At 56.2% G+C, this 20102-nt stretch carries 16 protein-coding genes; 8 read left to right on the forward strand and 8 right to left on the reverse strand.

What is annotated here, in order from left to right; all coding sequences use genetic code 11:
* Positions 1 to 65 precede the first annotated feature (65 nt).
* The 4 genes from ABE504_RS20330 to ABE504_RS20345 all read right to left on the reverse strand — a co-directional run bounded on the left by ABE504_RS20330 (position 66) and on the right by ABE504_RS20345 (position 3698).
* A complete protein-coding gene (locus ABE504_RS20330) occupies positions 66 to 1037 on the reverse strand; it encodes a helix-turn-helix transcriptional regulator (RefSeq protein WP_430092019.1) in 972 nt (323 codons plus the stop codon).
* Between the two features lie 48 nt (positions 1038 to 1085).
* The gene (locus tag ABE504_RS20335; protein WP_430092021.1) at positions 1086 to 1559 is read right to left on the reverse strand and encodes a hypothetical protein; all 474 of its coding nucleotides are present in this window, start codon (positions 1557 to 1559) and stop codon (positions 1086 to 1088) included.
* A 212-nt stretch (positions 1560 to 1771) separates the two neighbouring features.
* Entirely contained in the window at positions 1772 to 2647 is an 876-nt protein-coding gene (gene aguB, locus ABE504_RS20340) for an N-carbamoylputrescine amidase (RefSeq protein ID WP_430092023.1), read from the reverse strand.
* Between the two features lie 7 nt (positions 2648 to 2654).
* Positions 2655 to 3698, reverse strand: a complete 1044-nt coding sequence (locus ABE504_RS20345; protein ID WP_430092024.1) for an agmatine deiminase family protein — start codon at positions 3696 to 3698, stop codon at positions 2655 to 2657.
* Positions 3699 to 3938: 240 nt separating this feature from the next.
* On the opposite strand from ABE504_RS20345, the gene ABE504_RS20350 reads away from it, so the two are divergent.
* Positions 3939 to 4574, forward strand: a complete 636-nt coding sequence (locus ABE504_RS20350; protein WP_430092026.1) for an FMN-dependent NADH-azoreductase — start codon at positions 3939 to 3941, stop codon at positions 4572 to 4574.
* A gap of 32 nt (positions 4575 to 4606) precedes the next feature.
* On the opposite strand, the gene ABE504_RS20355 is transcribed toward ABE504_RS20350, so the two are convergent.
* Positions 4607 to 6571, reverse strand: a complete 1965-nt coding sequence (locus tag ABE504_RS20355) for a hypothetical protein (protein WP_430092027.1) — start codon at positions 6569 to 6571, stop codon at positions 4607 to 4609.
* A 164-nt stretch (positions 6572 to 6735) separates the two neighbouring features.
* Here ABE504_RS20355 and hmpA point away from each other — a divergent pair, with 164 nt between their 5' ends.
* Complete coding sequence (gene hmpA, locus ABE504_RS20360) at positions 6736 to 7950, forward strand: NO-inducible flavohemoprotein (RefSeq protein WP_430092028.1); 1215 nt, start codon at positions 6736 to 6738, stop codon at positions 7948 to 7950.
* Between the two features lie 348 nt (positions 7951 to 8298).
* Here hmpA and ABE504_RS20365 read toward each other — a convergent pair whose 3' ends face one another.
* The 3 genes from ABE504_RS20365 to ABE504_RS20375 all read right to left on the reverse strand — a co-directional run bounded on the left by ABE504_RS20365 (position 8299) and on the right by ABE504_RS20375 (position 10935).
* The gene (locus ABE504_RS20365) at positions 8299 to 8802 is read right to left on the reverse strand and encodes a Crp/Fnr family transcriptional regulator (protein ID WP_430092122.1); all 504 of its coding nucleotides are present in this window, start codon (positions 8800 to 8802) and stop codon (positions 8299 to 8301) included.
* 373 nt (positions 8803 to 9175) lie between these two features.
* Entirely contained in the window at positions 9176 to 9670 is a 495-nt protein-coding gene (locus tag ABE504_RS20370; RefSeq protein ID WP_430092030.1) for a hypothetical protein, read from the reverse strand.
* 86 nt (positions 9671 to 9756) lie between these two features.
* A complete protein-coding gene (locus tag ABE504_RS20375; RefSeq protein WP_430092031.1) occupies positions 9757 to 10935 on the reverse strand; it encodes an ROK family protein in 1179 nt (392 codons plus the stop codon).
* Between the two features lie 169 nt (positions 10936 to 11104).
* Between ABE504_RS20375 and xylA the strand changes: the two genes are divergently transcribed.
* From xylA to ABE504_RS20405, 6 genes are all read left to right on the forward strand, one after another.
* On the forward strand, positions 11105 to 12424 hold the full coding sequence (gene xylA, locus ABE504_RS20380) for a xylose isomerase (RefSeq protein WP_430092033.1): 1320 nt from the start codon (positions 11105 to 11107) through the stop codon (positions 12422 to 12424).
* 252 nt (positions 12425 to 12676) lie between these two features.
* A complete protein-coding gene (locus tag ABE504_RS20385; protein WP_430092035.1) occupies positions 12677 to 13966 on the forward strand; it encodes a LysM peptidoglycan-binding domain-containing protein in 1290 nt (429 codons plus the stop codon).
* 185 nt (positions 13967 to 14151) lie between these two features.
* A complete protein-coding gene (locus ABE504_RS20390; RefSeq protein WP_430092037.1) occupies positions 14152 to 16749 on the forward strand; it encodes an Ig-like domain-containing protein in 2598 nt (865 codons plus the stop codon).
* A gap of 140 nt (positions 16750 to 16889) precedes the next feature.
* The gene (locus tag ABE504_RS20395; RefSeq protein WP_430092039.1) at positions 16890 to 17345 is read left to right on the forward strand and encodes a hypothetical protein; all 456 of its coding nucleotides are present in this window, start codon (positions 16890 to 16892) and stop codon (positions 17343 to 17345) included.
* Positions 17346 to 17951: 606 nt separating this feature from the next.
* The gene (locus ABE504_RS20400; protein WP_430092041.1) at positions 17952 to 19058 is read left to right on the forward strand and encodes a carbohydrate kinase; all 1107 of its coding nucleotides are present in this window, start codon (positions 17952 to 17954) and stop codon (positions 19056 to 19058) included.
* Between the two features lie 22 nt (positions 19059 to 19080).
* Entirely contained in the window at positions 19081 to 19989 is a 909-nt protein-coding gene (locus ABE504_RS20405; RefSeq protein WP_430092124.1) for a pseudouridine-5'-phosphate glycosidase, read from the forward strand.
* The last annotated feature ends 113 nt before the right edge of the window (positions 19990 to 20102 follow it).

Genomic DNA, 20102 nt, shown 5'->3' on the forward strand with positions numbered 1-20102 from the left:
GTTTGACTGTTCAGCCTTGTCTCTAGCATAGACCAGGTTCGCTGACAAACGCTGTCAGTGAAGTTTTAATGCCTATCGTCTTCGTAATGTGCCGCGATTCCGCGAGCCATTTCCTGAACGCGGCGCTTCAGTTCCTCTGGTTCACGAATGCGAATGGCTGTGCCGAACGTGAGCAAATACACAGGAAGGTACTTGTCCATCGTCGGCACGTCGAGGAGAAACTGCGCCTCCCGGTCCGTCCGTTCCTTCAAATAGTTACGCAGATGCCAATGGGCACAAACGGCGTTCAGCGTGTCAGGCTCACCCTCAATGCGGATGAGCGCAAGCGGACCCGCCGCCTCCCGTCCCTGCTCGGACTGCTGGCGAAAATACGCGGAGGCGGAGAAGCCCTCCGGCTTGGCAAACCGCGCATCCACCGGCGTCAGCCGCGCGATGCGATCTACGCGGAACGTCCGCACCGCCTGCGTCCGATGGCACCAAGCGACCGCATACCATTCGTTGCGGTCGTAAGCCAGCCCGTACGGATCGATGTCGCGTTCGTCGCTCTGCTCGGCATTCGCCTTGCGATAGGCGATGCGAACCGTTCGGCCCTCCTTCTCCGCCTGTTCCAGATCACGCAGTAGCGGAACGACAGAGGGCGGCCGCGCAGGCGCAATCACATCCAGCCCGCTCGTCTGGCGGGACAGGTCGTCGCGCTGCTCTTCCTGCAGCCCGTTCTCCACCTTTTTCAACGCGCTTTCCAGCTCCTCCGTATACGGATAGCCCGCGCCTTGTGCAAATTTAAATGCATCCGCCAACGCCTTCAGCTCGATCGTGTTGAAGAACAGCGGCGTCTCCTTGAAGCTCTCAAGGATTCGGATGCCGCCGTCATGCCCCGATTCCGCGACCACCGGCACACCGCTGGCGCATAAGGCGTCGATATACCGGTACACAGTCCGGACACTGATCTCCAAACTGTCCGCGATATGCGCGGCGGTCAGCTTCCTGCCCGATCGCAGCATCCACAGCATGGACAGCATGTTATCCCATTTGGCCATCGGGCTTGCCCTCTTTCCCGCTAAATTAAATGCTAACGTATGTACAGCCTATCGAAAGGAATTGCTCCACACAAGCTCAGTCGTCCCCGCCGGTTTCTCGGCCATTACTTTGCCGTCACCGCCCATGGTATCCACGATTTCCTCAATCTTCAACGTATATGTCAAAAACGACTGCTGCCAATCCCGCTCCCCGTAGGAAGCTGCCGCATGACTTAACACCCGATCGATGAGCTCCTTCATTCTCGCTTCCGTTACCTTGTCGTGGTCCCACCCAATCCCTACTTTAATCAGACGTTCGTTTCCATTTCCCGCCACTCCCATTCGTGTAATCCCCGGCTCTTGATTTAATTCGTTCAGATTTGTTGAGATTGCATTCGTTAAGTGCATGTATTCACTCAAGTTGTTACTTCCGCTAGGCTGCGACACCACAAGCAAAATCGCCGTAAACAAGACCGCTTGCAGACCAGCCACATACATATCCCGCTTCCACGTTGTCTTCGCCCACCAACTGAACATACGCATTACCAGAAAACTTCCTATAAAAAAACACACCAACGAAATGAGAAATTTGAGCATATCCGCGCCACCTCCTCCACCCCCAGTGTACTATATTTTTCCATTCCCATGCTAAAAGAGTAAAAAAAGAAAGCCTACGAATTCTCGTTGGCTTTCTTCCGTGATGTGCGTGTCGGCGTATTGCCGTCGCGAGTAGGGGATGGCAGCGATAGGCTGTCTTACAGCCTCCGCTCGCCGTCGTATGTCGCAATCGCCCCGTACAGGTCCGGACGACGGTCGCGGAAAATGCCCCACTCGATCCGCTGCACTTCCAGCTGATCGAGGTCGAACGACGCCACGAGCACCGTCTCCTCCTCGCGCCCCGCTTCTTCAATCAGATTGCCCTGCGGGCCCGCAATAAACGAAGAACCGTAGAAGTTGATGGAGGAATCCTCATCTTCCTCTTTGCCGATCCGGTTCGACGCGATCACCGGGATCAGGTTTTGCGCCGCGTGGCCGCGCATGCACATTTGCCAGTGATCCTTGGAATCGATCGAGCCGTCCTGCGGCTCCGAGCCGATCGCTGTCGGGTAGAACAGCAGCTCCGCCCCCATCAACGCCATGCAGCGCGCCGCTTCCGGGTACCACTGGTCCCAGCATACGCCGACGCCGATTTTGGCATAGCGAGTTTTCCACACCTTGAATCCCGTATCCCCCGGGTTAAAATAAAACTTCTCCTCATACCCCGGACCGTCCGGGATGTGGCTTTTGCGGTACAGACCAAGCACCGAGCCATCGGCGTCGATCACGGCAAGCGAGTTGTAGCGCGCGTAGTTCTTTTTTTCATAAAAAGAAATCGGCAGCACCACTTGAAGCTCCTTCGCAATCTCGCGGAAATGCGCGACCGCCTTGTTATTCTCAAGCTCCGTCGCGTAGCGGTAGTAGTCGGATTTTTCTTTTTGGCAGAAATATGGCGTTTCAAAAAGCTCTTGAATCAAAATCACTTGTGCGCCCTTCGCGGCCGCCTCGCGGACCAGCTTCTCCGCTTTGCGGATGTTCTCTTCAATATTATCGGAACAGCTCATTTGCGTTGCTGCTACAGTTACGTTTCTCATGCCTCAATCATCCTTTCTTGCTGGCCGGCATTTGCTGCGTCGCGCAGTGCACGTTGCCGCCTTCTTTGATAATCGCCATTCCATCAATCGTGCGAATCCGGCGATCCGGGAACGCCGCTTGCAGTACGTCGATTGCCCTGCGGTCGGTCTCTTCCGCCGCGCCGCCAAACACCGGCAGAATAATGCCGCCGTTCACAAAATAAAAGTTCAAATAGCTCAGCGTGAGCCGCTGCTCTTCAAAGAAAGCAATCGGCGGCTGCTCGATTTGGATAATTTCAAAGGAACGCCCTTTAGCGTCCGTCGCGCCCCGGAGAATCTCCAGATTCTCCTGTGTAATCGCATAGTTGGCGTCCGAAGGATCGTTGCACACTTGCAAAATGATTTTGCCCGGCGCCGCGAAGCACGCGATATTGTCCACATGGCCGTCCGTTTCGTCACCGTCGAGGCCTTTGTTCAGCCAGATGATTTTATCCACGTTCACAAATTCGCGCACATGCGCTTCAATTTGCTCCCGACTCAGCTCCGGATTGCGGTTCGTATTCAGCAGGCACTCTTCGGTCGTTAGCAGCGTACCTTCGCCATCGACGTGAATGGAGCCACCTTCCATCACGAGCGGAGCATCAAAACGGCGAACCCCATACGTCTCCGTAATTTGCGGAGCGACGTTGTCGTCCAGATCCCAAGGCGCGTATTTGCCGCCCCAGGCGTTAAATTTCCAATTTACTGCCGCAATTTCCTCGGCTTCATTAAGCAGGAACGTCGGGCCATTGTCACGGAACCACGCATCGTTATGCGGAATTTCCAGGTAAGAGACGTCGCCCGCCTCGCCCACCAAATCTTTTACCGCCGCGGCATCCGCAGGGTTCACAATCACCGTTACTGGCTCAAATTCCGCGATGGCCTTCACAAGCTCTGCATAGCCCTGTGACACCGCCACGTGATCCTCCGGATATACCATGGAAGCCTGCACCGGCCAGGAAATAAAAGTACGTTCATGCGCAGTCCATTCGGCTGGCATGCGGTAGCCTAACGCTTGGGGATTCGTCGTCATTATCATCACTCGCTTTATCTAAAATGATTGCATTATCTTAAGAGCCCTGGGCTCGTCCGTTCTGCAAAGATTGACCGTCTACCATCATATCGCAAAAACCGCTTAGGCTCAATGCATGACCGTTTACAAAATAGCATGAATTTGCATGGGGCACAGCCCTCTTTTACCAGCATATTTAAGACGGGTTTAATGAACATTAGTAGAGTAATTCTACTATTCTAACCCGGAAGGACGATGACCTTGGCAACTGTTCTGTATATTACCGCGCATCCGCACGACCACACGACTTCTTATAGTATGGCCGTCGGCAAAGCTTTTATCGACGCTTACCGCGAAGCGCACCCGAGCGACGAAGTCGTTCCGATTGATCTTTACAGCGTGTCCGTCCCTCATATTGACGCCGACGTATTCAGTGGGTGGGGCAAGCTGCGCAGTGGGCAGGATTTTTCGTCCCTGACAGCTGAGGAGAGCTCTAAAGTCAGCCGAATCAATGAGCTCGTGGAACAATTTGCCGCCGCGGATAAATACGTGTTCGTAACGCCGATGTGGAACTTCTCGTTCCCGCCTGTGATGAAGGCGTATCTGGACGCGCTCTGCGTGGCCGGCAAAACGTTCAAATACACCGAGTCCGGCCCTGTCGGCCTTCTTTCCGGCAAAAAAGCGCTGCACGTGCAGGCCCGCGGCGGTATCTACTCCGAAGGCCCTGCGGCCGCGATGGAGTCCGGTCATCGATATATCACGATTATTATGGGCTTTTTCGGCATTACGGACGTGCAGGGCGTCTTTGTCGAAGGGCATAACCAGTTCCCGGATAAAAAGGAACAGATCAAAGCCGATGCGATCAAGCATGCGCAGGATGTGGCGAAAAGCTTCTAAATTTGCGGACCGTATAATAGAAATCCCGAGGGCTATAGGCTCTCGGGATTTTTGTGTCTGCCGACCAAATAAGGATAGGTTAAGTACAAACCGGCTATGTAAAGAAGGAGCGCCGCATAGACCGGCAAGAGATGGACGAAATCCGTATAGCCAATATGAAAATGAACAAGCAAGCCCGAGGCAAAACCGGGGATGCCTCCCCACAGGAACGTGTGCCATAGCCAGCCTTCGCCTTGATTCACGCCCCAAAGTGCCGATGCTGTGATGGCTACCGCCAGCGAGAACAAGGCGCCGCCAAAGCCTGCGCGGTCATGCGCAATCAGCGGAATGACTTTATCGCTCCAGGCGGCAAGCTCAGCGCTCGTCAGGCCTAGATACGTTAGATCGGTGGAAACGAACACACTCGTAATTCCGACGAAGCAGATCGTTAGACCGCCGATGCCTAAGCCGAAGCCCATCACAACCCAGCAGCATTGCCCCCATTGCGCCCTCAGCCACACGGAATCGTTGCGGACGCCGGGCGGTTTGCGGGAGGGAAGATCTTTTAAGCCTCGCAGGGTGAGGAGCAGCATCGGCAGTAAGATCGCGGCAGCGATTGCATGAAGCGGATCGAAATAGCCGTAGCCGAGATAGAGAAAGAAACTGCTGAAACCCACGACACAAGATGAAATGACCGCTGTCCGCGCCCAATGAAAGCCATAGCGCAAGCCATGCTTCGCCAGTTGATGATAAAAGACGCCGATCGAGATCATGGTACCGGCCAAGGTAATCCGATCATGGGACATGAAATGAAGGAGATGTCCGTTAAAATGGAGGATCTCGCTTCGCGATTTGTTTAAAAATAGCTCATCGTACGGAAGCAGCACGCTGGTCATTGCGATCAGCCACGCCAGGATGCCGCCGATGATCATGCCGAGGCCGAGCAGGCACATCCAGCCCCAGTTCGCCCAGAAGGACGGGGGCGGGGGAAAATGGAACTGCGGCTGACCGGCGCACGTGTTAGGTGAAGTGATGCGGCTGTGCACGATCGCTTCGTTGATTCGCTTGGGCAGCCCCGGCCCCGCGTAGACCAGGCCGCTGTGCAGCAGGACGGTGCTCGTGCCCGCTTCGAGCAGCGCCACGGCGTCCTGCGGCTCGTGCACGGCGGTGCCGGCGACGATGGCGGGGCGGGGGCCGAGCGCTTGGCGCAGCGCTCGGATTGTATGGAGCTCCGCGCTCAGCGCCGCGGAGCCATTGATGCGCACGCGCCGCGAGCCGAGCTCGCGCTGCGCGTCGCCCAGGACGACACCGTCGAAGCTGCGCACGGTGTCGTCGTAGTGCCGCAGCTCCTCTAGCGAGGTCGGCTGCGGGAGATAGAGCAGCACCGGCTTGCCGGGGGCGGCGGTGCTCGTTAGGCGGCGTACCTCTTTCAGGTACGCCGCGGTTTCGTCGGATGGCCAGCCTTCGGCGAGGCCATCCACGAAAAACCCCGCCGCATAGGGCGCCAGCTTGGAGAGCAGCTCCCGCTGCTCTTCCAGCGCCGCCTGCGGCGAGCTCCCCGGCATCGGCCGGAGCCGCACGAAGTGCGGCAGGCGATGCCCGGTGCCTTTGCGCAGACGGGAGGCGACCGCGTCTGCGCCGGGGTTTTCATAGCCATCGGGGTACACGATGGCTTCTTCCTCCACCGCGCGCTCGATGGGCGCGGTGCTCACCACAGGCCGGACCGTCACAGGTCCGAGCTCGATGTAGCCGAACCCGAACTGCGCGAGCGCTCGGTGGGCTGTACCTTTGGGGTCGAGCATGCCGCTGAGACCGACCGGACAAGCTAGCGGAACGCCCGCAAGCTCGCTCGCCATGAGCGGAGACATCTCCATATGCCCCATCGTGCGGATGACAATTGTCCCACCGGGAATACGACTGAGGCCCCCGATCGCCTGCAGCGTAAGATCCCTCGCCAGTCTGCCCGGAAGCCGGAATAGCAGCGGCTTAAATAGCGAATGATACGACCAGTCTGGCATACGAAGCCTCCCCTTTTTTCCTAATAGTCCCAGTATACTAGGTGGGCGGCTTGCGGCACAGTCACAGTTTGTTCCGATTTCGTGTGATTTTAATCACAAAGTGTGACGCCCGGGTTCGGTATACTGAAACCATGAACCAAACCCAATGAAACGAGGCGATTTACATGTTATCCGAAGAAACGATCCGCATTATCAAATCCACCGTTCCGGTGTTGGAAGTACATGGCGAGACGATTACAAAACGCTTTTACCAACGATTGTTTGCCGCTCATCCGGAACTGCTTCATATATTTAACCACGCTAATCAAAAACAAGGACGTCAGCAAACCGCTCTCGCCAATGCCGTCTATGCCGCGGCGCTGCATATCGATCGATTAGAGGCTATCCTGCCGGCGGTGAAGCAGATTGCTCATAAACACCGCAGCTTAGGGATTAAGCCTGAGCATTATCCTATCGTTGGTGAGAACCTTCTTGGGGCGATCAAAGATGTCCTCGGCGACGCCGCGACAGACGAAATTCTTGGTGCATGGGCAGATGCTTATGGTGTGATTGCGGGGGCTTTTATCGGCGTTGAAGCGGAAATGTACAAGGAAGCGGCAGAAGCGCCGGGGGGCTGGGCGGACTTCCGTCCGTTCGTGATCTCGCTCAAAGAGCAGGAAAGCGACGTGATCACGTCCTTCTACTTGCGGCCGCAGGATGGCGGGCCGATCGCGGATTTTGAGCCGGGACAATATGTTTCCCTGCGCTTTCAAATCCCAGGTGAAACAAATACGCACATTCGTCAATACAGCTTATCGCATGCGCCAGGACAATCGTTCTACCGTATTTCCGTGAAACGGGAAGATACCCGTGATGACGTACCAGCGGGCAAGGTGTCTGTCTACTTGCACGAGCAATTGCAAGAAGGCGATGTCGTGGAGTTGTCCGCGCCAGCGGGGGATTTTACGTTGGATCTGCAAGACACACGTCCTGTGACGCTAATCAGCGGCGGGGTGGGGCTGACGCCGATGGTGAGTATGCTGCACACGCTGGTTGCGAAGCAGCCTGAGCGTACGGTAACGTTCCTCCACGCGGCACTGGATGGCCAGCATCACGCACTACGCGCTGAGGTGGAAGCCGTCGCGGCGGCGAATCCGCAGGTGAAAGTGGCATGGTGCTATGCCCAGCCTACGGAAGAGGATCGTGCGGCAGGCGCTTTTGACAAAGAAGGCTATATCGACCTGCCTTGGATTCAAAGCCTTGTCCCTGGACGGGACGGCAGCTTCTACTTCTGCGGCCCGGTGCCGTTCATGCAAGCAGTGAACGCCGCGCTGACGGAGTGGGGCGTGCCGGAAGCGGATCGCCGGTATGAGTTTTTTGGCCCGAAAGGTACTTTGTAGCACGATTGCTTTCGTAAATAGAAGCCTGTTCGAAAAATTCCTGCGAAGCGGCAGGAATTTTTCGCTTTTTTAGCCAAATGAAGGAAATGCCTGCGGATAAGCAGGCTTTTTCCTACTTCCAAGCCATTCTGGCCCCAATCGGGATAAAAACCTGCCAAACCGCAGGCATTTCTCGCAACCGAAGAAGTTGAGCTGAAATTCCTGCATAATCGCAGTTTTGAGCGCCTGCCGACTCCATTGCCGCCAAAGTTAGGCATGAAATTGCACTCTACGAGAGGGGAAACACTGGGGTTAACTAGCTTGCTTGTTCGTTGACGTACTCGTGCTGCGCCTCCGGTTACGATTACGCTACTTCCTCCCGCTCTCGCGCAGCAAGCGGTTCACCGTCTCCCGGCGCAGACCGATGAACTGACCGATCTCTTCCTGCGTCAGCACATCGGTCAGCTTCAGATCCCCGATGTACTGGCGGAACCAGCCCTCGAGCTTCTCCAGCTTTACGGCCGGGGCAACGGCGGTGAGCTGGTCGATGCGCTGCTGCATCATGCGCAACTTGTCCTGCAGCTGCCGTGCGATCGCGCGGTACTGCGCAGGATCGCCCTCCAGGTCGGCGTACCACTGCGCAGCGGGGAGCAATTGGATGTCGCACGCGACGAGCGCGATAGCCGTGCCGTGATACGCCCCCGGCGAGATCAGCGAGTGGTGGGGAATCGTCTCCCCAGGCACGATCAGATTCACCAGATGCGTGTTCCCGTCTTCCTGGATGCGCACGATTTTGAGCAAGCCGGATTCCAGCTTGTACAGCGGCCCTGTTTCCCCTTGGCGAAACAGGGTTTCTCCTTTATGCAGCCTCATCATAACCTGCGTCCCTCCTTCTTTCAACATGCAGCCCGGCCGGCCGCGCGACTAGCTTGCTACAACACGAGATGGAATTTCTCCATCTCATTTTGCCATTTTCCCGCAGCTGGCATGCCTCAACTGGAAATTCTCCCGTCCATGCAGGCCGCATCGCCTGATTTCAGCGCATTCCCTCTGAATAAACTGGATGTTTTCCAGTTCAGCCTCACCATTTTCCCATTCGGGGCCGAATGAGCTGGAGGTTTTCCAGTTCGCACATCGTGCCCTTCAGCTATCACCGCTAGTCAGACTGAGCTTTGAGCCGTGAGGCCAGCCGCATTCCGGCATAATAAAAAGCGTCAGCCGAAGGCTGATCGCTTTTTCCACAATCCTATAATTCCTTCTGTACAGACTTGTAACCGCCGCGTACAGACGTCAGCGCCTGCGTAGCAGATACGTACCAGCCAGAGCGCTCCACTTTGCCAATCAGCCACATGGACAGCATCAGGCCGCACAGCGACACGCCTACCGCAATCGGCAGCACCCACATTGAGACGGGGTGAGCAAAGAAGGGGATAAATGAAACCGCCAGGATCGGCGCCGCATTCCATTTGAAAAATTGAATCAGCGAGATCGTCACCAGCGCAGTCAAGAAAAACGAAATCGCCCCGTGACTGATCGCGTACAGTAGACTGCCCATCGTCACTGCGATCAAAGCGCCCAAGGTGATGAGGCGAATCTCTTTAATATTGTGCACGCGATGCATGAACAGAAAACTAAATGCGCCCAGCGTCGGGTAAAACACCATCTTCAGTGATGGGAAGTGATAGGATGCCCAATAAGCTCCCATAAGATAGCAGCAAACTACAAGCGTACGAAGAAGCATCGTTGGTTCCCGTCCTTTTTCTTTCAAACTCTTCCCATTTTACAAAACGACCAATGGTCAGGTCAATGAAAATTTTCATGGAATTTTCAGGAATCCAGCGTCACCGTCGTCGAGGCAAAAAACTTTGCCACCGCAAAAGACGCCGCCCCGAGCACCGTCGAACGGTCGCCAAGCCCCGAGAATTCCACGCGAAGTCCTGCTCGCGGATGCGGCAGCGAACGCCGCTCGACCGCCTCCAGCAGAGGCTTCATGAGCCATTTTTCCCCTTTGGCCAGGCGGCCGCCAAGGATAATATAAGAAGGGTTGTACGCGTTGATGATATTGACGACGCCGACCCCCAGGTAGTAACCCAGCCGCTCAAAAAGCCGAATCACCGCCGCCTCGCCATCCGCCGCCCGCGCAAGCAGCCCGTCCAGATCTGCCGACGCTGTCTCCCCAAGCTCAGCCCGCGCCTGCTCGAGCAGCGCCTGCTCCGAGGCGTACAGCTCCCAGCAGCCCAAACTGCCGCAGCGGCACTGTGGCCCGTCATGTTGGATCGAGATATGCCCGATCTCGCCCGAGAACCCCGTTGCCCCACGGTACAACTCCCCGCGAATAATCATCCCGGCGCCGATCCCCATGCCGATCGACACATAGACGAGATGTGCCGTGTCCTTGCCTGCGCCGAACTGTTTTTCTCCGACAGCGCCGGCATTCGCCTCATTATCGATCGTAACGGGAAGCCCGAACTCCGCCTCCAGCTCGGCCTGTAGCGGCACGTTCTCCCAACCCAGATTCGGCGCGAACAGCAGCCGCCCTTCCTCATCGCAAATGCCCGGCACGCCGAGGCCGATCCCGATAACGCCGTAGACACTCTGCGGCGCACCATCAACCAGTTCGCGAATCACCGCTTTCAATTGAGCGCTCACGGCTTCCACCGATGCATTATCATGCTGCACGCGCAGCTCCCGCACAATCGCGCCGTTCAAATCCGTCAGCACGGCCAGTATATCGTGCACGCCCAAATCGACCCCGATCGCGTACCCCGCCGTCCCTTTAAAAAGCAGCATCATCGGCTTCCGCCCGCCGCTCGACTCGCCCGCGCCGATCTCCTCCACGAGGCTGCTCGCCAGCAGTTCATTCACCAGGCTCGACACCGTCGCCTTCGTCAACCCCGTCACCTCCGCGATCCGCGCCCGCGAGATGGGAGAGTCCGTGCGGATGTGGTTCAGCACGATCGTTTTATTGATTTTTTTCACCAGATTCAAGTCGCCTGTCTGCTTCATAAATCCTCCTGCCGTACCATTTGTGTCAAATTTCGACTATGCATCTGATTCTATCAGAAAAAAGTGTGTGACGCACGGACTAAGTTTGTTTAATGAATTTACAAACTTTTCGTTTGGTGGTATGATGACTCCATCAGGCATTACTATCCTATCTTATGGAGGCTGTCACATGAGCTATTTTGATAACGTTCAACCGATTCAGTATGAAGGTCCGACATCTGTGAATCCGCTTTCTTTTAAATTCTACAACCCGGATCAAGTCGTGCTAGGCAAAACGATGAAAGAACACCTGCGCTTCGCCGTCGCTTATTGGCATTCATTCTCGGCTAACGGTTCTGACCCGTTCGGTGCCGGCACCAACATCCGTGCTTGGGACCAATACGATGGTATGGAGCTGGCAAAAGCCCGCGTCGAAGCGTGCTTCGAGCTGCTGAACATCCTCGGCGTCGAGTACTTCGCGTTCCATGACCGCGACATCGCACCGGAAGGCAGCACGCTGCAAGAAACAAATGCCAACCTCGACGAAATCGTCGCTCTCATTAAAGACAAAATGGCCTCCACCGGTAAAAAACTGCTGTGGAACACAGCGAACATGTTCACCAACCCTCGCTTTGTACACGGTGCGGCGACGACGAACAATGCGGAAGTTTTTGCGTATGCGGCGGCACAAGTGAAAAAAGCGCTCGACCACGCCAAAGAACTCGGCGCCGAAAACTACGTTTTCTGGGGCGGCCGTGAAGGCTACGAAACGCTGCTCAACACGGACATGGGCCTTGAGCTCGACAACCTGGCGCGCTTCCTGCACATGGCGGTTGCTTATGCGAAGGAGATCGGCTTTACCGGCCAATTCCTGATCGAACCGAAGCCGAAAGAGCCATCCAAGCACCAGTATGATTTTGATGCGGCTACGACGCTTTCTTTCCTGCAAAAATACGACCTGCTTCCTTACTTCAAATTGAACCTGGAAGCGAACCACGCGACGCTGGCGGGCCACACGTTCGAGCACGAGCTCCGCGTTGCACGTCTGAACGGCATCCTCGGCTCCATCGACGCCAACCAAGGCGATCTGCTGCTCGGCTGGGATACCGACGAGTTCCCGACAGATCTGTACGCGACGACAATGGCGATGTACGAAATCTTACTGAACGAAAATGGCATCGGAAGCGGCGGCGTGAACTTTGACGCTAAAGTGCGCCGTACTTCCTTCGAGCCAATCGACGTTGTGTATGCGCACATCGCAGGGATGGACGCTTTTGCCCGCGGTCTGCAAGTGGCTGCGAAGCTGATCGAAGATAATGTGTTCGACAATATCCTCGACACACGCTACGGTTCCTTCAAGATCGGCATCGGTGCCGACATCGTCGCAGGCAAAGCGGACTTCAAGTCCCTTGAAGCTTACGCGCTGGCGAACAACGGCCCGATCAAGAACCAATCCGGCCGCCTCGAGCTGATCAAGGCGACGGTGAATCAGTATTTGACGAACGCGTAAGGGGCTTTCCCCTGAAGCAAAAACGTACCTTTCCAAATCCCGTCTCAGCCTTTCGCTGGGCGGGATTTTTCGCGTGTTCGGGCTGAGCCGTTAAGCGGTGAGCAGCCCTCTCCCTTCTGCCCCTTCCGCTGCGGCTCCTCCGCCAGCACGGTTTATTTTCCTAGACATTCACCCATCGCCTCCGGCCCGAATACAGTGTAGAAAAATGGGCTCACAGGACCCTGATCTGTTGCAACTAGGAGGAACCCGCACATGCAAATTCACGTTGTCCAGCGCGGACAAACGCTTTACCGCATTGCGCAAATTTACGGCAGCTCCGTAGACGAGATCGCCTCGGCCAATGAGCTGACGCCGAGTCAGTCGCTCGTCATCGGACAGGCACTTGTCATTCCGATCGTCGGCTCGTATTACTGGGTGCAGCCCGGCGAAGGGCTCTACGCAATTGCTCACAAGCTCGGGCTCGATCTGCACACGCTCGCTTCTGTCAACGGGCTCACCGATTATCAGTCGCTCTCGGCCGGCTTCCGGCTCTACATCCCGCCGCACCCCCGCCCTAAAGCGGAATCTAACGCGTACGTCGAACCAAGGGGCGACGAAGTATCGCCCGTGCTCCTGCAAGCGTCCAGAGAGGCGGCTCCGCATCTGACGTATCTGGCCCCTTTTACGTTCCGCATCCAACGGGACGGCACGCTCAAGGCCCCCCCGCTGAACGGGCTGCGGGAAATCGCCGAGAATAACGGCGCCACGCTGATGATGGTCGTCGCCAATCTCGAGAACGACCAGTTCAGCGCCGATCTCGGGCATATTTTTTTGAACGATATGACCGTTCAGGATAAGCTGCTGCAGACGATTCAGTCCACAGCGAAGCAGCATGGTTTTAAGGATATTCATTTTGATATCGAGCACCTGCTCCCCGCCGACCGCGAGGCATACAACCGCTTCCTGCGCAAAGCTGCTACGATGATCCACCAGGACGGCAACTTGATGTCCACCGCTCTGGCACCCAAGACGAGCGCCACACAGGCCGGTCAATGGTACGAAGCGCACGATTATAAAGCGCATGGGCAGATTGCGGATTTTGTCGTGATTATGACGTACGAATGGGGCTACAGCGGCGGCCCTCCGATGGCGGTTTCCCCCATTGGCCCTGTGCGCAAGGTGCTCGAATATGCGATGAGCGAAATGCCTGCTTCCAAAATCATGATGGGGCAAAATCTGTACGGCTACGACTGGACACTCCCTTTTGTTCCAGGGGGCGCCTACGCCAAAGCCATCTCGCCGCAAGCGACGATTGATCTCGCGCGCAAGTTCAACGCGCAAATCTTGTACGACTATACTGCGCAAGCGCCGCATTTTAACTATTGGGATGATAACGGCAAGGAGCATGCAGTGTGGTCGGAGGATGCACGGTCCATTCAAGCAAAATTCCGGCTCATTCAAGAGCTCGGCCTGCGCGGCATCAGTTACTGGAAGCTGGGCCTCAAATTTCCGCAGAACTGGCTGCTGCTGGAGGACAATTTTAATATCGTCAAGCGGGGGTGATATGCCCCCTCCCCCTGCTTTCTCCGAGAAGATGGGGGTTTTTCGTCATTTTCAGCCACAATTCAGCAAACTTTAAGGTTCTCGACACGTTTTTCCTTCATTTTCCGCGTGCAAATGCCGATGTAAATAGAGATCTATGTTCATTTGGTCAATTCAGCAGCTTACTTTGGAGGGAAACGGAAAACATGAAAAGGCTAAGTCACACGAAGTGGTTGTCCCTGGTTCTTATTTTGGCCCTCGCCAGTCAAGTACTTTGGGCAGGCGCAGCGTTCGCAGCGGATAGCATCTCGAAGCTCGTTTTGAACAAAAATGAGATCAGCCTGCAGGTTGGCGACACCGCCACGTTATCGGCAACGGCCATTTTTGTCAGCGGCACGACAGAGAATGCGACGGTCAAAACCGATTGGAACTCCGGCACGCCTGAGGTCGCTTCGGTGTATGCAGGCGTCGTCACCGCCAAAAAAGAAGGAAAAGCCATCATTACAGCCACTTATATGGGAGAAACGGAAGTCGTGACGGTCACCGTCAGCAAAAAGGTGAAGTCGTTAACCTCCGACGTGCAATCCCTCGATCTGCGCTTGAACAGCACCCAGCAATTAGCCATTACGGCCTATTACGAGGACGGCACATCTGAAAATGTGTCCAGCCTCGCCGACTACACCGTCGATGCCAGCACGATTGCCACCGTGACGAACGGGCTCGTTCGCGGGCAAAATCCCGGCAGCGGCACGATTACCGTGAAGTATATGAATCAATCGCTTACGCTCGACGTCGATGTCGAGGTGGTTCGCCGTCTCGATGCGGACAAGTCCGACGTGTCCTTGCTGAAAGACGGCACGAGCAAAGTGAAGCTTATGGCTACCTACCCGGACGGCACGACGAGCGATGTCGCAAGCAAAGCCGTCTGGACGTCCGACAAGCCGGACGTTGCCGACGTGATTAACGGCACGATCACTGGCTACAGTGTCGGCAAAGCGACGCTGACGGCTTCCTACGGCACCAAAACGACGACGATCCGCGTTGACGTGGACAGCACCGTGAAGCTGGAGCTGGATAAAACGAGTATTTTGCTGAAGAAAAACGGCACCGGCCAGCTGAAGCTGACCGCTACCTATGCCGATGGCTCGACATCGGACATTTCCGACCGCGCCGAATGGTCGTCGAGCGATGAAGATGTCGTGCAAGTGACCAAAGGCAAACTGCTTGGCACCGACATTGGCGAAGCGACTGTGTTTGCCAAGTACGGCGACCGCACCGTTGCAGCTAGCATTGATGTGGAAGTGCCGCACCGTCTCGTTGTGAGCGCAGACTCCCTAACGCTGCAAGCGGATGGCAGCGCGTCGCTGGACGTATACGCCACCTATGCGGACGGCACGACGGCGACCGTGACCGACAGCGCAATCTGGAGCGTCGATCACGAGGACATCGCGATGGTGACCAAAGGTACGGTCAAAGCGTTTAAATCCGGCGTTGCCACGATCACCGCTTCCTACGGCGGCAAAACGACCACAACGCGCGTAGAAATCGACGTGCCAACCTCCGTCAAGCTGTCGCAGAAAGCGGTCAATATGCAAAGCGGCGATTCGGCGAACGTGACGCTAACTGCATATTTTAAAGATCGCAGCACAGGTGTAGATGTGACGGACAAAGCGACGTGGACATCCAGCGACGAGGATATCGCCGAAGCCAGCAAAGGCGCCATTACCGGCGTTGCTACCGGCGCGGCAACCGTAACGGCAGAGTACGGCACGCGTAAAGCGGTTCTGCAAGTGTCGGTAGGCGAGCTGAAAAGCCTGACCGTGAGCGAGGACAAGCTGGTCATGAAAAAGGGCGGCTCGGCAACATTAAAAGCCGAAGCGCTATACACCGATGATACCAAGAGCGATGTCACCTCCGATGTCATCTGGACAAGCAGCAATACAAAGGCCGCTACAGTCGACCAAGGCGTGGTCAAAGCCATCGCCTCCGGTACGTCTACGCTGACGGCACAGTTGGACAACAAAACCGTGACGATTCCGGTCGAAGTGGATATGGCCAGCGATCTCACAGCCAGTGTCATAAACATTGTAATGGATCTGAATGAGACGAGAAGCATCGTGCTGACGGCTACCGACGCGAGCGAGACCGCCCGCACGGTAACGAGCGATGCCGAATGGAAAACGAGCAACGCCTCGATCCTGTCCGTTTCCAAAGGCGTGGTGACGCCTGTCGCACGCGGTAAAGCGACGGTAACGGCAACTTACGGCGGCAAGAGCATTTCGATCCCGGTCGAAATTGGCGTCATTGATTCACTCAAAGCCAGCAAAACGTTCTTCATCACGAAGAGCGGCGAGCAGACGCAATTGACAGTGACAGCTACGATGTCGGACGGCACGACCAAAGACGTCACGAACAGCGCTACCTGGAAAGTGTCGGCTTATAAAATTGGTTCCGTCGACAATGGACTTTTCACCGCAATCGGTTCCGGCAAAACGACGATTACCGTCTCCTTCGGCGGCAAAACCGTCGCCATTCCGGTGGAAGTCGACACGCTGAAATATTTGAAGACAGATGTTGTGAAGATCGAGCTGAAAGAAGGCCAGACGGCCAATGTCAGCGCAATCGCGACTTACTCGGACGGCTCGGAAGATGACGTTACGAAGCCTGCCTTGTGGACGACCTCGAACATCATGATCGCGGATGTCAAAGACGGCGTCATTAAGGCGACCGGTAAAGGCACGGCGCGTATTTCCGTCACTTTTGCCAATATGCGCACGACGGTTCAAGTGACCGTTACCAAATAATCGGCTTTTCCCGGCCCCCTCTGGTTGTTGTCAGAGCGGGGCTTTTTTGCGTCTTCTGCATAAGTTCTTGCGCATAGGGGAATATATGCTTAATTACTCGGAGTTGTCTCCTATCGAGAACTTTTGGAGGTAGATCTACCATGAATCGATCGATCAAGCTCGCTTCGCTTTCTTTTCTGGCTATTACCGTTTTGCTGGGTGCCCACCAATACCGGCTCAAATCCCATAAACACGACATGGAAATGATGTCGCAAGCCGAAGTGCAGCAATCTGCGAAGCAAGGAGCGCCAACGTTTTTTGAAACGAATCCGTTCGGCATGCCCGCGGCGCCGCTGCATCCTTCGCACCGCCACAGCCGGCACAGCCATGCCGCTTCGTACGGGCTGACTCCGCCGACGGCGCTGCAGGACGGCCCTGGTGCGCCGGTTGGCGGCCCCCTTGGCGCTGGCCCTGGGGCGCCTGACCGCTCGATCAAGCTCCAAGCCGCTGCAGAGCCAAAAGCGAAATCGCGCCCCTGGTACAGCTACCTGGGCCTGTTGGGGCTGCTAGGCCTGCTAGGCCTCGGCCGCCGCTCGAACACGCCGCATGCGGAGTGAGCCGACTAGCGGGGACTTCCGCCCTCTGACAGTGCGGAGCAGCGTGCTCGAGGCGAGACCGGCCCGCGTGCATCCTGGCATTACATGTGCAAACCCTGACCCCCGGAGGTGTACGTCCCATGATTTACCGTTCCTTGAGCGCAGCTAGAGTAGAACGTTGGCGGGACGTGTGGCGAATGGCTGCACGGTTGATCCTCGGTCCTTTCGGTACCTCGGAGTGACGTGCTTTAGATTTAAGAGTGGTTAACCCCTCTTATTTTTAGCTTCCCCTACCTTTCTTCTGAAATAAGAGGGGCTCACCACTTCTATTTCGCTGCAAGAGCGCGTTTTATGCCACAAACCCGACAGATAAGAGGGGTACACTACGCTTATTTTTTGCTTTTCCCTTGGATTAGGACAAATAAGAGTGGTTTTCCCCTCTTATTTCTGCCGCTCGTCTAGAGAACCGGTTACCGCCAACTATTGCCCGTTTTCTTCTACTACCAGGCGCAGCTGGAAGTAGAAGGGACGGGCTGTTCGTCTACCACTAAACAAATGTCTGTGAAATAGACTTTTGTCCACGGATCCATTACACTAGAACCATACGTCAGTCGAAAGGAGTGTTTCATGTCTTTCATGGACCGTGAACAGCACGTTCTGGCGCTAATCCGTCAAAATCCATTCATATCCCAGCAGGAAATGGCGAGCATCATCGGCATTTCCCGCTCCGCCGTCGCCGGCTACATTGCCGCGCTGACGAAGAAAGGCATCATTCGCGGCCGCGCCTACATTATGGCCGAGGAGCAGACCGTGCTTTGCCTTGGCGGCGCGAACCTCGACAGCAAAGCGACGGCCAAGCAAGTAATCCGCATGGCGTCCTCGAATCCGGTGTCCGTCACCGAATCGTGCGGCGGCGTGGCGCGCAATATCGCGGAAACGCTGGCAGGGCTCGGCTGCCGCACATCGCTTTTCACCATCGTCGGCGATGACAAGGCCGGCGCGTGGGTGCTGGAGGAGACGCGCAAGCGCGGCGTCGACGTCAGCCAGTCCGTCGTGCTCAAGGATGGTGCGACCGGCACTTACACCGCGCTGCTCGATCCCGAGGGCGAGATGGCGCTCGCTTTTGCCAATATGGATATTTACGATCAATATACGCCTGCTCTGCTGCAGGAAAAATGGCCGCACATCGCCGCTGCCAAGCTCATCATCGCGGATACGAACTTGCCACCCGACACGCTGGCGGAGCTGATCGGCAAATGCCGCGAAGAGGGAATCTCCCTTTTCATCGACCCGGTCTCCTCGGAAAAGGCGAAAAAGCTGCCCGCCGATCTGACGGGCGTGACCGCGATCTTTCCGAATCTGGAGGAGGCACAGCTGCTGGCCGGCAGCCCGTACGACGATACGAGTCGGCTCGCCGAAGCGATTCGCGCGCGCGGCGCAGCCCATGTGTTTATCACGCTGGGAAGCAAAGGCGTGTTCTACCACAGCGAGGAGCAGATCCGTCTCTTCCCTCCGCTGCCGACCAAAGTCGTAGAAGTCACAGGCGCGGGAGACGCTTTTCTGGCCGGTGTCGCTTACGCCGTCCTGCATCAGCAGTCCTATCTGGAAGCTTGCAGCTACGGCCTAGCCGCCGCCCATCTGACGTTGCAGACGCATCAATCCGCGGCATCCGAACTAACCGAGGAACGGCTGCTTCACACCGTCACCCCAGCAGCCCCTCAAACCAACATCTAAGGAGAGAGCACTCATGATTCTAATGTCCCAATACCTCACCTACACCGAAGAAGTAAAAGAAGCCCTGGCGAACAACAAGCCGATCGTGGCGCTCGAAACGACGATTATATCCCACGGTATGCCATACCCGCAGAACATCGAAATGGCGCGTAAAGTTGAACAAATTATCCGCGACAACGGCGCTGTACCGGCAACGATCGGGATTATGGACGGTAAAATCAAAATCGGCCTGAACGAGCAGGAGCTCGAAGCCTTTGCAACGAACGGTCAAGTTGAAAAAGTAAGCCGCCGCGACTTCGCCTACATCCTCGCTTCCGGCAAAATCGGCGCGACGACCGTCGCCGCCACCATGATCGGCGCTGCGATCGCGGGCATCGAAGTGTTCGCAACCGGCGGCATCGGCGGCGTGCACCGCGAAGGCGAGAACTCCATGGACGTCTCGGCCGACCTCACCGAACTGGCGCAAACCAATGTCGCCGTCGTCTGCGCCGGCGTCAAATCCATTCTCGATATCGGCCGCACGCTCGAATATTTGGAAACCCACGGTGTGCCGGTTGTCGGCTACAAGACGGACGAATTCCCGTCCTTCTACTCCCGCGAGAGCGGCTACGGCGTGGACTTCCGCCTCGACGAGGCGGCAGACGTGGCATCTATGCTCCGCACGAAGTGGGATCTTGGCCTGCAAGGCGGCGCGGTCATCGCCAACCCGGTGCCGGAAGTTTCCGCGATGGAGCAGTCGGACATCGAAACATACATCAAGCAAGCGCTGAACGAAGCGAAAGAGGAGCAAGTCACAGGTAAAAAAGTGACCCCGTTCCTGCTCGCGCGCATCAAGCAGCTTACCGACGGCCGAAGCCTGGACACGAACCTGGCGCTCGTCTATCACAATGCGCAGACCGCGGCGCACATCGCGGTTGCGTTGAAAAAGTAAACCGTTCTGGCGACCCAATCATCAACAACTACAACACAAAACCAGCCTGCAAAACCGCGTCAAATTGTGAGCGAATCGTTCTTTTCACCACTACTCGTGGCAGAACGCTCAAT

Source organism: Paenibacillus oryzisoli, from assembly GCF_050467285.1.
In the GTDB taxonomy this organism is placed as follows: domain Bacteria; phylum Bacillota; class Bacilli; order Paenibacillales; family NBRC-103111; genus Paenibacillus_E; species Paenibacillus_E oryzisoli_A.